Raw genomic sequence first — 13,881 nt, 5'->3', positions numbered from 1 at the left:
GTATGTCGACCATGCGCAACCTTCGGTCGTAATGTCGACGCGAAGCGGACCAACCCGGCCCTGAGCCGGTAGAGGGTCGCGGGAACCTGTGACTAGGCTGCGAACCATGGCCAGCGAGGTGGAGACCGCACCACTGGTCGGCCGTGCCGACACCCTCGCGGTGCTCCGCTCCGCGCTGCTGCCCGAGGTGGCCCCCGGTCGCACCGCGGCGGTCTTCCTCACCGGGGAGAGCGGGGTCGGCAAGAGCCGGCTGCTCACCGAGACCGCCGTCCGGCTGCGCGAGGCGGGCGCGTTGGTGCTGACCGGGGCCTGCCTCGACATCGGCGACGCCTCCCCGCTGCACCCGCTGCGGCAGGCGTTGCGCCGTCTCGGCACCGGCCCCGCCGAGGCGCGCGACGCCCCGGCGGTGCGCGGCCTGCTCCAGGTCTTCGACCAGGAGACGCCCGGGCCGGAGGGCGCGGGTGCGCTGCTGGAACGGGTCTCGCAGGGGCTGCACCTGGTCGCCGGCGGTCGCCCGCTGGTGCTGGTCCTGGACGACCTGCAGTGGGTCGACCGGAGCACCCGGCAACTGCTGCTCTATCTGCTCGCCGGCCTCGGTGACCTCCAGCTCTCGGTGCTCACCGCGGTCCGCACCGAGTCGTTGCAGGGCGCCCACCCGCTGCGCCGGGTGCTCACCGAGCTGCGCCGGCTGCGCTCGGTACGGGTGCTCGACGTCGGTCCGCTGGACCGTTCCGGCACCGACGAGCTGGCCGCCGCGATCGTCGGCGCGCCGCTGGCGCCGGAGGCCGCCGACCGGATGTGGCAGCGCAGCGGCGGCAACCCGTTCGTGGTCGAGGAGCTGGCCCGCGACCTGCGCGACGGCCGCGACGGTCTCTCCGACACGCTGCGCGAGGTCTTCCTGTCCCGGGTCGACGCGTTGCCACCGCACGCGCACGCGGTGGTGCAGGCCGTCGCGGCCGGGGTGGAGCCGGTCGAGCACTGGCTGCTGGCCCAGGTGGTGCGGCTGCCGGAGGAGGAGCTGCTCGACGCCGTACGGGCCGCGGTGGCGCACCGGCTGCTGGTCGGCGCGGACGACGGCTACCGGTTGCGGCACCGGCTGGTCGCCGAGGTGCTCTCCGAGGAGCTGCTACCGGCCGAACGCGCCGCGTTGCACCGCCGTTACGCCGAGGCGCTGACCTCGGCCCCCGCCGAGCTGCACCAGGCCCGGCTGGCCCACCACTGGCGGCTGGCCGGCGAGCCCGGCCGGGCGTTGCCCGCCGCGATGGCGGCCGCCCGCGAGGCGGAACGGCTGCTCGGCTACGCCGAGGCGCACCGCCACTGGTCGGTGGCGTTGCAGCTGGCGTCGACCCCGGTGGCGGCGTCGCCGGACGGCGAGCGGTCCGTCGCGCCGGTCGAGGTGGACCGGACCGAGCTGCTGGAGAACGCGGCCGAGGCGGCGCACCACTGCGGCGAGCACGCCCGCGCGCTGGACCTGCTGGCGGAGCTGGCCCGGGAGCCGGCCGGCCCGCCCGCCTGCGCCCTGCACATCCGGCGGGCCCGTTACCTGGCCGCCGCCGGCCGGTCCGCCCCGGCCGAGGCCGAGTACCGCCGGGCGCTGGAGTCCCCGGAGTGCACGGCCCGGGAGCGGGCCACCGCCGCCGCCCACCTGGCCGAGCTGCTGCTGCACCTAGGCCGGTACGCCGAGGCCGGCGACCAGGCCCGGACGGCGTTGCGGCTGGCGGCCGCGGTGGACGGCTCCGCCTCGGCCGTGGTGCTGGCCAGCGCGGCGCTCGGGTACAGCGAGGCGTGGCTGGAGGACCCGGAGGCCGGCCTGGCGGTGATGCGGCGGGCCCTGGAGACCGCCGAGTCCTCCGGCCGGCCGGAGGACGTCGCGTGCGCGTACCTGCACCTAGCCGAGTTGCTGACCGGGCCGTTGAACATCCTCGAGGAGGGCGTGCTGGTGGCCCGCCGGGGCGCCGCCCGGGTCGCCGAGCTGGGCCTCGGCCGCACCTGGGGCACCCGGCTGCTGGCGGTCGCCACGAACGGGCTGTTCCGGCTCGGGCAGTGGGCGGAGGCGGAGAAGGTGGTCGCCGCCGCGCTGCGACACCGGCCGTCCGGCACCGACGCCGTGGAGCTGCTGCTCGCCCGCTGCCGGCTCTCCGTCGGGTACGGCGACGTCGAGGCCTCCGACCGGGACCTGGAGGCGGTGGCGACGATGCTCGCCGGTGGGGGCGCGCGGCACGTCATGCCGATGCTCATCCTGCGCGCCGGCCTGGCGATGTGGCAGGGGCGGCACGACCTGGCCCGGCAGGCCGTCCAGCGGGGCCTGACCGAGAGCCGCTCCGACGACGTCATCGTGCTGGCCACCCTGGCCTGGCACGGGCTGCGCGCCGAGGCGGAGGCGCACGCCAGCCGTACGGTCGAGGTGGACCCGACATCGGTGCGCCGGCTGCGCGAGGTGGTCGACCGGGTGACCGCCAAGAGCGAGAAGGCGGGCGTGCCGGTGCGGTACGTCGCCGAAGGGTTCCTGGCGCTCTGCGCCGCGGAGCTGAGCCGGCTCGACGAGCGGGGCGACCCGGAGCTGTGGGCCCGCTCGGCGGCCGAGTGGGACCGGCGCAGCCACCCCTACCCGGCGGCCTACTCCCGGCTGCGCCAGGCGGAGGCGCTGCTGGTCCGGCGCAGCCGACCGGCCACCGCCGCCAAGCTGCTGCGCCAGGCGCACCGGATGGCGCTGGCGCTGGGCGCGGTGCCGCTGACCTCGGAGATCCGCACGCTGGCCGGACGGGCCCGGGTCACCCTGGAGGAGCAGCCGGCCGCCGAGACGCGTCCCGCGCCCCGCCCCCGGGCCGGCGCTGCGCCCGGCGGGCCCACGGTGGACGAGCTGGCGGCGCTGACCGCCCGCGAGCGCGAGGTGCTCGCCGCCGTCGCGGAGGGGTTGACCAACAAGGAGATCGGTCAGCGGCTGTTCATCAGCGAGCGGACCATCGGGGTGCACGTCTCGCACATCTTCGACAAGCTCCAGGTCCGCACCCGGGTGCAGGCCAGCGCGATCTTCCTGCGCCACCACGCCTGAATACGTCGTTCTACCGATCCGACCCGGGTAGGCCGACTGGCAGGCTGTGCCGAGGTCGCCGCGCCGCCGGGGAGCGCGTGTCGGCCGTCGTGGAGGAGACATGGCCGAACCGGTCTGGGGTCCTGTGCACCAGGACATCGTCGGGTTGCTCGCCGACCATCCCGCCGACGTGCCGGCGGTCGTCGACCACCTCACCAAGCTCCAGGACCTGCTGGTCCGGCTGCCCCCGTTCGAGGCGAGCTGCCCGCTCGCCGACTTCAACCGGCTCTACCTGGTGATCACCAGCACCGTCCTCGACGGCCTGTACGACGACCGGTTCACCGACCCGGCCTTCCTGGCCCGGTTGGACGTGGAGTTCGCCGCCCGGTACTTCGACGCGTTGCGGTTCTGGACCGACTCCAGCCCGAACACGCCGCGTGCCTGGGCCTGCCTGTTCCGTCGGCTACGCGGCCCGGACGCCCGGCCGCTGCCGTCCGCCGCCGCCGGGGTGAACGCGCACATCAACTTCGACCTGCCGTTCGCGCTGGTCACCACGCTGGAGAGCCTGGAGTCCGAGCCGGTCGACGGCAGCGACCAGCACCGCGACTACCTGGAGATCAACCACATCTTCGCCGAGCGGATCCCGGAGCTGCGCCGGGGCTACCTGGACCACTGGCAGCTCATGATCGACATGGTCAACGGCGACATCGACGACTGGTACCAGGGCGAACTGGTGGAGTACACCCGGAACGTGGCCTGGCGCAACGCCCAGAAGATCTGGCGCTGCCGGCACGATCCGCAGGCCCGCGAGTGTGAGCGGACGCGGTTGGACGACAACGCCGCGCTGCTCGGCCGGCTGCTGCTCTCGCCGCTGGGGGCGTTCCTGCAGTAGTCGGGACGGGGGGTCCCCGCGTTCTCTCGTCCGGGGAGAACGCGGGGACGCCGGCCGTCCGGCACCATGATCCAGATGGAACAGCCCCTCACCGGCAACGTGACGGCGGGCGTCGTCCGCGTCGGGGACACCGTGCGGCGCCCGGTCGGTCCGTGGACCGAGGCCGTCGACGCCCTCCTCGCCCACCTGCACGCGGTCGGCTTCACCGGCGCGCCCCGTCCGCTCGGCCGCGACGCGCAGGGCCGGCAGGTGCTGGAGTACGTCCCCGGCGAGCCGGGTGACCCGTGCGGCACGTACTCCCCGGCCGAGCTGGCCTCCATCGGCGCGTTCCTGGCCGACCTGCACCGCGCCACGGCAGGCGTCGTGCCCCCGGCCGGCGCGGTGTGGCAGCGGGTCATCCCGCCCGACGGCGAGGAGTTGATCTGCCACCACGACGCCGCGCCGTGGAACCTGGTGCGCGCCGCGCGGGGCTGGGTGTTGATCGACTGGGACGGCGCCGGCCCCGGCACCCGTCGCTGGGAGCTGGCCTACGCGGCGCAGAGCATGGCCGGGATGCGCCCGGAACGGCCGGTCGCGGAGTCCGCCGCCCGGCTGCGCGCCTTCGTCGACGGCTACGGCCTGGTCCGGGCGGAGCGACCGGCCCTGGCCGCGACGCTCGGGCCGCGCGCCCGCGCCATGTCCGACCTGCTGCGCCGGGGCGCCCGGGACGGGGTGCAGCCGTGGGCACGGATCCACGCCACGGACGGGCCCCACTGGGCGGCCACCGCCGACCTGCTCGACGCGCACGTCGACACCTGGACCGCCGCGCTGGCCTGAGTGGTCAGCCGCGCCGGGACCGGCTGCGGTACGCCGCCGAGGCGGCCCGGTTGTTGCACGGCTCGCAGCAGTAGCGTTGCCGGCCGGCGCGGGTCCGGTCCAGGTAGGGCGCCCGGCACGGGTCGGCGGCGCAGACCCCGAACCGGTCCGGGCCGCCGGCCGCCGCCGCCCGGGCGAGGGCCCCGGTGACCAGCGCGGCGAACGGCCCGACCGGTCCGGGGCGGGGCAGCGGCGTCAGCCGCAGCGTGCCGTCCGGCGCGGACTCGACCGCCGTGCCCGCGCTGACCTGCGCGAGCACCTCGTTGAGGCGGGTCACCCGGGCGGCCGGGTCCGGCGCGGCGAAGACCGCGTACAACCGGTCCCGCAGCTCCCGGAGTGGGGGCAGCTCCGGCTCGCCGAGCGGATCGGTGACCTCCGCGAGCCCGAGGTCGCGGCCGGCGGCCCGGAGCCGGGCGACCGAGAGCTGGTCGACCGGGTCCTGGAGCACCCAGTAGCTGTGCAGCAGCGTCACGGCCAGCCGCAGCGCGGGCTCCAGCGGGGGCACCGCGCTCATCGGGGTCCGTTCCGCCGTCCGGTTGCCGACACCTGCGTCCCGCCTCCCGTCTTGACCGATGGCTTCCCGTCATCCTAGCGTCATCAGTTGTCAAAGCCGTTTAGAAACTGATGGAGGTGCGGGATGCGACGTCTGTCGGTCCTCGTGTCCACGGCCGTGCTGCTGGTCACCGGGGCACTCGCCGGCGCCGGTGGGATGCCCGCCGGAGCCGTGCCGGCCGCCGCCGGTCACCGGGACGCCGTCCTCGTGCGGGACATCGACATCCCGGTGCCCGGCCAGCCGGCCGTCCGCGCCTGGCTGGTCCGGCCGCAGCGGTCCGGCGCCGGGCTGGCCGGCGTGCTGGACCTGCACTGGTTCGAGCCGGGCCGGGTCGACCAGGACCGCACCGAGTTCCTCGCCGAGGCGACCACCCTGGCCGGGCGCGGAGTGGTCTCGGTGCTGCCCCAGCTCACCTTCCCGTGGGCCGCCGACCCGGTCGGCGACGCCCGCGACCGCGCGGCGGTCACCGCCCAGCTCGACGCGGTCCGGCAGGCGTACCGGCGGCTGCTGGCCGAGCCCGGCGTCGACCGCGACCGCACCGCCGTGGTCGGCCACGACTACGGCGCGATGTACGCCGTGGACCTCGCCGCCACCACCCCGGACCTGCGGGCCGCGGTGCTGCTGGCGTCCGACGCCACCTGGGCGAACTGGTTCGACAGGTACTGGCTCCAACTGCCCGAGGAGCAGCGGGCGGCGTACCGGGGGGTCTTCGCCGGACTCGACCCGGTGGACCTGCTGGGGCGCCTCGGTGACCGGGCGTACCTCCAGTTCGGCGGCGCGGACCCCTTCGTCGGCCCGGAGACCCGCGCGACCCTCACCGCGGCCGCCCCACGGGCGCGGGTGTCGCTCTACCCCGGCGAGGAGCACGACCTGCGCGCCGCGCAGGTCCGCGACGACCGGCTGGCCTGGCTCGCCGCGCTGCTGGACCTGCGCGGATGACCGGCGCGAGCGGAGGCCGGCCGGCCCGGGGGGTGCCGACCGGTCCCCGCTCGCGGTCGGTCGGCTGGGCCGGGCCGACCTGAGCCGGGTGTCGGACCGGCCGTGCCGGGTACGTCGCCGCCATGGCACACCCCGACCCGGCGCGACCGGGCCCGACCCAGCGGTTCCCCTTCCGGTTCGACCCCGCCTTCCGGCTGCCGCTGGCGTTGCTCGGGGTCACCCCGGAGACCGCCCGGGTGGAACTGGGCCCGGACGAGCTGGTCGTCCGGTTCGGCCCCTGGCGACTGCGCACCGCCCGGGACAACCTCACCGGGGCGGAGCTCGGCGGCCCGTACCGCTGGTGGCGGGCGATCGGGCCGCACCTGTCGCTGGCCGACTGCGGGGCCACCTTCGGCAGCAGCGTGGCCGCCGGGGTCTGCCTGCGCTTCGCCACCCCGGTGCCGGCGCTGGCCCCCGGCCGGTGGCCGCGGCACCCGGCGGTCACCGTGACGGTGACCGACCCGGAGGCGCTGCGCGCCGCGGTGCGGACCGGGACCGGCTGAGCGATGATCTCTCTCGGCTTGCCGGGTTCCGGCGGGCCGGGCGGGAGGTACCGCCTACCGTCGGTTCAGGGTCGGAAGGGATGCAGATGGCGGACGGGCGGGACCGGCGTACCCGGGGACGGCGCAACCACACGCCGACGGCGGCCGACCGGGCGCTGCGCGCGGCGCGCGACCCGGAGCGCGGCGGCCGGGAGCCGGTCGGCCTGCCGGCCTGCGTGGACTCGCCGGTGGGCCCGGCCGAGCCGGTCGGCCCGCTGGCCCGCTGGCTGTTCCAGCACAGGGTGCAGCCGGTCGGCCCGGAGAGCCGGGAGGACCACACCGCCGCCCACCCGTGGTGGCAGGTGATGTGCCTGACCGGGGTCGACTACTTTTCCACCCTGTCCTACCTGCCCGGCATCGCGGCGGTGGCGGCCGGGGCGCTCTCCCCGGTCGCCACCCTGCTGATCGTGGCGCTGACCCTGTTCGGGATGCTGCCGATGTACCGGCGGGTGGCCCGGGAGAGCCCGCACGGCCAGGGCTCGGTGGCCATGCTGGAACGGCTGCTGCCGTTCTGGCGCGGAAAGATCTTCGTGCTGGTGCTGCTCGGCTTCGTGGCCACCTCGTGGATCATCACGATCACCCTCTCCGCCGCCGACGCCACCGTGCACCTGCTGGAGAACCCGCTGCTGCCGGAGTCCTTCCCGCACGGCGGCAGCACCGCGGTCGTGGTCACCGTGGTGCTCTTGCTGATCCTCGGCGGGGTGTTCCTGCTCGGGTTCAACGAGGCCGTCCAGGTCGCCATCCCGCTCGTCGCGATCTTCCTCGGCCTCAACGCGGTGATCGTGGTCGCCGGCGCGGTCGACATCGCCGCCGACCCGGCGGTGATCGGCGACTGGACGTCGCGGCTGACCAGCTTCGGCGGGGCCGGGGAGGTGCTGCGCACCAGCGTGCTGGCCTTCCCGCTGCTCGTGCTCGGCCTCTCCGGCTTCGAGACCGGCGTGAGCATGATGCCGCTGGTCAAGGGCGCGGGCGCGGACGCCGAGGCGCGGCTGCGGGCCCGGATCGCCAACACCCGCAAGCTGCTCACCGCCGCCGCCCTGATCATGTCGGTCTACCTGGTCGCCACCACGCTCGTCACCACCCTGCTGATCCCGCCGAAGGAGTTCGCGCCGGGCGGGGCGGCCAACGGACGGGCCCTGGCCTGGCTGGCGCACGAGCACCTGGGTGAGGCGTTCGGCACCGTCTACGACATCAGCAGCATCCTCATCCTCTGGTTCGCCGGCGCCTCCGCGATGGCCGGGCTGATCAACATCGTGCCCCGCTACCTGCCCTCGTACGGCATGGCGCCGGAGTGGGGCCGCGCCGTCCGGCCGGTGGTGCTGGTCTACACGGCGATCAGTGTGGCCATCACCGTCGCCTTCCGCGCCGACGTCAACGCCCAGGCCGGCGCGTACGCCACCGGGATCCTCGCGATGATGGTCTCCGGCGCGATCGCGGTCACCATCGCCGCGTACGCGGCCAGGCACCGGGTGGCGGCCACCGGCTTCGCGGTGCTCACCGTGGTGCTGCTCTACGCGCTGACCGAGAACGTCATCGAGAAGCCCGACGGCATCGCCATCTCCGGTCTCTTCATCGCCGGCATCGTGGCCGTGTCGCTGATCTCCCGGGTGTCCCGGACCACCGAGCTGCGCGCCGAGCGGATCGAGTTCGACGAGGCCGCCCGGCGCTTCGTCGCCGACTCGATCGCCCACGACGGCCGGCTGCACCTGATCGCCAACAAGCGGCAGACCGGCTCGCTCAAGGAGTACCGGGTCAAGGAGCGGGCCCAGCGCGGGATGAACCCGGTGCCCGGCGCCGCGGACGTGCTCTTCCTGGAGATCGACGTCTCCGACCCGTCCCAGTTCAGCCACGTGCTGCGGGTGCACGGCGTGGAGGTGGGCGGCTACCGCGTGCTGCGGGCCAGCAGCCCGGCCGCGCCCAACGCCATCGCGGCCATCCTGCTCGCCCTGCGCGACGCCACCGGGATCCGGCCGCACGCGCACTTCGAGTGGTCCGAGGGCAACCCCATCGCGCACCTGCTGCGCTACCTGATCCTCGGCCGGGGCGACACCCCGCCGGTGGTCCGGGAGATCATCCGCAAGTCCGAACGCGACCCCACCCGGCGCCCCGGCATCCACGTCGGCGGCTGACAGGGCGGGCCCCTTCGTGACGCCTCCGGGTGCAGAGGGGTCCCCTTGTCACCCATGGGCCCGGACACGGGACGGCCCGCGCCGCGGGGGAGCGGGGCGCGGGCCGGACGAGCGGACGGCCTACTTGGACGGCTCGGGGAGCTTGCAGTCGACCTTCGGGTTGGCGCCGATGTAGTTCAGCGGACCGGCCACGATGGTGACCAGGATCGTGCCGGCCTCGGCACAGTTGGTGTCGTCGTTGCTGTAGTAGCCGCGCTGACCGGCCGCGATCGCGCCGATCACCAGCCAGATGACGACCAGGACTCCGACTATCGAGGTGCCGCGCATGGTTGCCTCCACGGGGGTTGTGGTGGATCTGAGGTGGAGGACTTGTACCCCGGGCGGGGTGACGGCCAAACGGCGCCCGTGGCCGATTGCGACCATCACCGGTCAGTGCGGCGGCGCCGGTTCCTCCGGCGGCCGGCCCCGGCTGCGCAGGTGGTCGGCGACCGCCACCCCGGCCAGCACCAGCATGGCGCCGAACGCGGCGAACAGCGGCGGCAGGAAGAGCACGGCCGGGGCGATGGTGAGCAGGGCCAGCAGGCCGCCGGGGCGCGACAGCGAGACCCGGCTGAACACCTCGTACTCGAAGCAGCAGCGACCGAGCAGGAACAGCGCCGGTCCGCCGAGGATGACCGCCGCCCAGGCCGGCGGGGTGCGGCCGGTGGGTTCGTGCAGCACCAGGTCGAAGCCGGCCGCCGTGGTCACCACCCCGGCCACCATCACCAGATGGGTGTACGGCGCGGTCAGCAGGAACTTCGACGGCTGCCGGGCGCGGGAGATGGCGTGCGGCAGCAGCTCGCCCGACTTGTGCACGTAGATGCGCCAGAGCAGCAGGGTGCTGACGAAGGCGGTGCTGAACGCGGCGATGTTCTCCGCCTCGGAGTGGCTGAGGCTGAACATCGTGCCGGTGACCAGGATGGCGTCGCCGAGGGCGATGATGAAGAACTGCTGGTAGCGCTCGGAGAGGTGCTCGGCGGTGACGGTGCGCTGCGCGTCCGGCACCACGCCCAGCCCGGGCACCGGGTACGCGAGCCGGAAGCCGAGATAGTCGATGCCCAGCGCCAGCGCCCAGAGCGCCTCCCGGGCGTGCCCGTGCGCGAACGCGCCGATCAGCCACGGCACGGCGGAGACGGCGAACCAGGCGAAGATCCGGATCGCCCGGCGCTGGGTCTGCGGGTCGTGGCGTACGGTCGGCATGAGGAACAGCCCGCGTCCGAGGTGGATCGCCACGTACGTGCCGGCGAAGACCAGCCCCCGGGCGCCGAACGCCTCGGGGATGGCCGTGGTCATCAGCAGCGCGCCGAACATCACCGCCGTGATGAGCAGCTTGATCTCGGGACGCTGGGGGTCGTACAGGTCGGTGACCAGGGTGGTGATGGCCCAGGTCCACCAGAGCGCCATCAGCATCAACAGGGACTGCAGGGCCTTGTCCCAGGACAGGTCGACGACCAGGCCCCGGGAGATCAGGGCGAGCGCCACCACGTACACCAGGTCGAAGAAGAGCTCCAGCAGGGTCACCCGCCGGGGTGACTCGGGGTCACGCACCGGAGGTCGCCGTGCGGCGGGCTGCTCCGGCGTGGCGAAGGGCACGAGCTGCTCCTGCGGTGGCGGGATCGGCGCGGCGGGCCGGCCGGCCCTTCACCGACCGTAGCGACACCGGTCCCGGCACGTGTCCGTTTTGCCGCATTCCCTGGGTTCGCGCCGCCGGTCCCGGGGACGGCCGGCCGTCCCCGGGGACCGCCGGCCGTCCCGGGTCGGTGGCGGCGCCACCGACCCGGGACGCGGAGTCAGGCGTCCCGGCCGCCGCCGGCCGGCAGCACGCGGTCGGCCTCGGCGCGGGCCCCGGCCAGCACCTTGGCCTGCTGCGACCAGGTCGCCAGGCTCGGCGCGGCGCGCAGCCCGGCGGCCTTGATGGTCTCCCGCAGCGCGCCCTCGTCCAGCTCGGCGAGCTGCTGGTACGTGCGGACACCGGCCGCCTGGAGCGCGGCGGCCATCTTCGGGCCGATGCCCTGGATCCGCCGGAAGTCGTCCGCGGCCGGCTCGCCGGCCACGGCATCCTCGACCGAGGTCCGCGGCGCCGGCACCACCGCCGGTACCGGGCTCTCCGCGCCGGCAGCGACCGGCTCGGCGGCGGTGGCGACGGGCTCGGCGGCGACGGCGACGGGCTCGGCGGCGGCGACGGGCTCGGCGGCGGCGACGGGCTCGGCGGCGACGGCGACCGGCTCGGCGTCCACGGTGCGGGCCGGCTCGGCGTCGGCCGGCTCGACCGACGACTCGGCGGCGACGGCGACCGGCTCGGCGTCCACGGTGCGGGCCGGCTCGGCGTCGGCCGGCTCGACCGACGACCCGGTCGCGAGGGCCTCGGTGACGACCGGCTCGGTGGCGACAGTTCCGGCGGCGAAGGGCTCGGTGGTACGGGCCGGCTCGTCGGCGTCGGCCGGCTCGACCGACGACCCGCTCGCGAGGGCTTCGGCGGTCACCGGCTCCGCGGCGACGGGCTCGACGGCGACGGGCTCGACGGGCTCGACGGGCTCGGGGTCGGCGTCCGCGGTGCGGGCCGGCTCGTCCGCGACGGCGACCTCGGCGGGCGCGGCCTCGGTGGACGGCAGCGGGGTGGCCTGGGCGGCCAGGGCGGCGGCGGCCGGGGGAGCGTCCTGCTCGACCGGCGTGGGCGCCTCGGTCACCGCGGCGGGAGCGGGAACCTCGTCGACCACGGCCTCCGGCCGCTCCTGGTCGACGACGGCCTCGGCGGCGCCGGCCGCCGGGGCACTCTCCACGGTGGGCGCGGCCTCGCCGGTGGCGGTCCGCCGACCGCTCACCACCCAGCCGACCACCAGTCCGACCACCAGGGCCAGGATCACGACCAGCCATTGCCCGAAACTCGACGGCACGGCCAACCTCCTCGTATGTGTGCACGACAGACGTGTGAAAACTCGGGGCAGCTTCGCACACGTACGTCGGGGACGACAGGGAGGTCGGCGACCGTCGTGCCGGGCGGGACGGCGTGGCGCCGGCCGGTGGCGGGGGGATGACCGAGCGTGTGCCGCGCGGCCGCCCGGGGCGCCCCGGACCCTGGTGCCATCAGGGGCCCGGGACGCCGGTCCGGTGGCCGGGGCGGGCGTGGGTCAGCGCAGCCGCCCGGGCGACGACGCGTCGGCGACGTCCCAGCTGTAGAAGCAGCCGGCGACGGCGTCGCGGGGCGAGTGCCAGGTCGGCAGGTACGGCGAGGTGTGCGCGGACAGCCGCTCGTTGACCGCGCGGTACAGCGGGTGTGCGCGGGCCCCGGCGGCCGCGTCCGGGTCGACGTCGGTGGTCTCCATCAGGTGTACGCACAGGTCGTGCAGGCTGTACAAGGACCGGTGCCGTACGCCGGTCAGGCGGGACAGCTCGGTGGCGTCGGACTCGGCGAAGATCTGTGCCACCCGTCCCTCCGCGCCTGGGACGATCCGGCTGACGACCAACAGTCGACTCATCGGGACCCCTCTCGCCCGGTGACTGCTCCGCCGGGGAGCGGCGGACACCGTGTGGTCGACAGCATCACCGACGCGGTGTCACCTCGTCGTCACGGACTGTCGCCGGGTGGTGACGTCCGATGTGGCGGGTCGACCGCTCACCGGGAACCCGGTGCGGTCGGGGCGGCCGGGCCGCGCGGCGAGGGCGGCGGGCCGGACGGGCCACTGCGGTCGGTGCGGCGCGGTGGCGGTTCCCGTCGGCTCGCGTGCCGGATCGGGGCGAGCGTGTCGGCGAGCAGCGCGGACATCGCCGGCGAGGGTTCCAGTCGCAACTCCCGCAGCAGCAGGTCCCGGTAGACGTAGAAGGCGTGCACCGCCTCGAACGCGTTGCCCTCGGCCAGGTGGATGCGGACCACCAGGCGGTGCGGGGTCTCCCGCAGCGGCTCCGCCGCCATCGCCTCCAGCGCGGCCTCCAGGGCCTCGCCGTGCCGGCCGGCGGCCAAATGGTTGCCGGCCAGCTCCTCCAGCATGTGCAGCCGCAGCTGGCGCAACCGTTCCCGCTCCAGCAGCACCCAGTCGTCGTACCAGCCGGGGAGCAGGTCGTGCCGGCCGGTCGGGCCGGTGGTGCGGGGGACCGCGCCGTCGCGGACCCGGGCCGCCGCCTCGACCAGCTCGTCCACGTCGAGGTGGACGGTGTCGCCGAGCCGGACCGTGTCGCCGTCGGTGTGCAGCGGGCAGCAGGGGTCCTGGCGCAGCCGCCACAGGGCGGTACGCAGCGACGACAGCGCCCGTTCCTCCGGCGTCTCCGGCCAGAGCAGGCCGGCCAGGTGGCTACGGGTCGCCGACGGGCGCAGTCCGATCAGCGCGATGACGCGTTGCAGGCCCCGGGGCACCACCACCGGGGCGTCGTCGTGCAGCAGCCGGAAGCCGCCGAGCAGGTGCAGCGACACCCGGGGGGTGGCGCCGCCCGCCGTGGGCGTCCTCGATCGAGCGGTCACGGGCGCACCCCCTGCACCGGAACCCATGTCCCGACCGTCAGCTGATGTCCGGCTCGGCGGTCCGCGACCGCGGTGTCGCAGCGGCCTCGCCGCCGGCGGCCACGACGCCGCCGGAACCGGGCTGACCGGACGGAGATTAGCAACCGTGATTACACTGGGTCAACATCTCGTCGGTAATGCGACGCTGACTGGAAGCATCCCAGAAACCCGCGCTGAACTGCGAGTAAGTGTCGACATGCGAAGCCGGAAGATGACCTTCCCATAACTCGCACACAGTTTGCGTCAACGCAGCGTCACGACGATCCGGAGTGGATGGCGATCAGGTGACGCCGCGTTGACGGTCCCGGCGGCACGGTGGCGGCAGTCGACCGGCGCAGCGGTGGCACCCGCCTCCGCCGACGCCGCCCAG

At 75.1% G+C, this 13,881-nt stretch carries 12 protein-coding genes; 6 read left to right on the top strand and 6 right to left on the bottom strand.

The window, feature by feature from the left end; translation table 11 throughout:
* Positions 1 to 106: 106 nt before the first annotated feature.
* From GA0070611_RS09470 to GA0070611_RS09460, 3 genes are all read left to right on the top strand, one after another.
* Positions 107 to 3,052, top strand: coding sequence for a helix-turn-helix transcriptional regulator (locus tag GA0070611_RS09470; RefSeq protein ID WP_091661014.1), 2,946 nt, complete (start codon positions 107 to 109; stop codon positions 3,050 to 3,052).
* Positions 3,053 to 3,152: 100 nt separating this feature from the next.
* On the top strand, positions 3,153 to 3,923 hold the full coding sequence (locus GA0070611_RS09465) for a DUF5995 family protein (RefSeq protein WP_091661010.1): 771 nt from the start codon (positions 3,153 to 3,155) through the stop codon (positions 3,921 to 3,923).
* A gap of 75 nt (positions 3,924 to 3,998) precedes the next feature.
* Complete coding sequence (locus GA0070611_RS09460) at positions 3,999 to 4,739, top strand: phosphotransferase (protein ID WP_197675892.1); 741 nt, start codon at positions 3,999 to 4,001, stop codon at positions 4,737 to 4,739.
* 4 nt (positions 4,740 to 4,743) lie between these two features.
* On the opposite strand, the gene GA0070611_RS09455 is transcribed toward GA0070611_RS09460, so the two are convergent.
* Positions 4,744 to 5,292, bottom strand: coding sequence for a CGNR zinc finger domain-containing protein (locus GA0070611_RS09455; RefSeq protein ID WP_091661003.1), 549 nt, complete (start codon positions 5,290 to 5,292; stop codon positions 4,744 to 4,746).
* Positions 5,293 to 5,415: 123 nt separating this feature from the next.
* Here GA0070611_RS09455 and GA0070611_RS09450 point away from each other — a divergent pair, with 123 nt between their 5' ends.
* From GA0070611_RS09450 to GA0070611_RS09440, 3 genes are all read left to right on the top strand, one after another.
* Positions 5,416 to 6,270, top strand: coding sequence for an alpha/beta hydrolase family protein (locus GA0070611_RS09450; protein ID WP_091661000.1), 855 nt, complete (start codon positions 5,416 to 5,418; stop codon positions 6,268 to 6,270).
* A gap of 122 nt (positions 6,271 to 6,392) precedes the next feature.
* Positions 6,393 to 6,812 carry a hypothetical protein gene (locus GA0070611_RS09445; RefSeq protein WP_091660997.1) on the top strand — a complete coding sequence of 140 codons (420 nt, stop codon included), beginning with the start codon at positions 6,393 to 6,395 and terminating at the stop codon, positions 6,810 to 6,812.
* An 86-nt stretch (positions 6,813 to 6,898) separates the two neighbouring features.
* The gene (locus GA0070611_RS09440) at positions 6,899 to 8,980 is read left to right on the top strand and encodes an APC family permease (RefSeq protein WP_231921483.1); all 2,082 of its coding nucleotides are present in this window, start codon (positions 6,899 to 6,901) and stop codon (positions 8,978 to 8,980) included.
* A 120-nt stretch (positions 8,981 to 9,100) separates the two neighbouring features.
* Here the strand turns inward: GA0070611_RS09440 and GA0070611_RS09435 are convergent, their stop codons facing one another.
* The 5 genes from GA0070611_RS09435 to GA0070611_RS09415 all read right to left on the bottom strand — a co-directional run bounded on the left by GA0070611_RS09435 (position 9,101) and on the right by GA0070611_RS09415 (position 13,499).
* Entirely contained in the window at positions 9,101 to 9,307 is a 207-nt protein-coding gene (locus GA0070611_RS09435; RefSeq protein WP_091660994.1) for a hypothetical protein, read from the bottom strand.
* Between the two features lie 102 nt (positions 9,308 to 9,409).
* The gene (locus GA0070611_RS09430) at positions 9,410 to 10,612 is read right to left on the bottom strand and encodes a low temperature requirement protein A (protein ID WP_091660989.1); all 1,203 of its coding nucleotides are present in this window, start codon (positions 10,610 to 10,612) and stop codon (positions 9,410 to 9,412) included.
* 197 nt (positions 10,613 to 10,809) lie between these two features.
* Positions 10,810 to 11,913 (bottom strand): helix-hairpin-helix domain-containing protein, encoded by a 1,104-nt coding sequence (locus GA0070611_RS09425; protein ID WP_091660986.1) that lies wholly within the window; start codon positions 11,911 to 11,913, stop codon positions 10,810 to 10,812.
* A gap of 234 nt (positions 11,914 to 12,147) precedes the next feature.
* Positions 12,148 to 12,495, bottom strand: coding sequence for a TcmI family type II polyketide cyclase (locus GA0070611_RS09420; RefSeq protein ID WP_091660983.1), 348 nt, complete (start codon positions 12,493 to 12,495; stop codon positions 12,148 to 12,150).
* Positions 12,496 to 12,632: 137 nt separating this feature from the next.
* Complete coding sequence (locus GA0070611_RS09415) at positions 12,633 to 13,499, bottom strand: AfsR/SARP family transcriptional regulator (RefSeq protein ID WP_091660979.1); 867 nt, start codon at positions 13,497 to 13,499, stop codon at positions 12,633 to 12,635.
* Between the last annotated feature and the right edge of the window lie 382 nt (positions 13,500 to 13,881).

It is taken from the genome of Micromonospora auratinigra (assembly GCF_900089595.1).
GTDB lineage: Bacteria > Actinomycetota > Actinomycetes > Mycobacteriales > Micromonosporaceae > Micromonospora > Micromonospora auratinigra.
The sequence above is the reverse complement of the archived record's forward strand: the minus strand, read 5'-3'. Positions and strand labels throughout refer to the sequence as shown.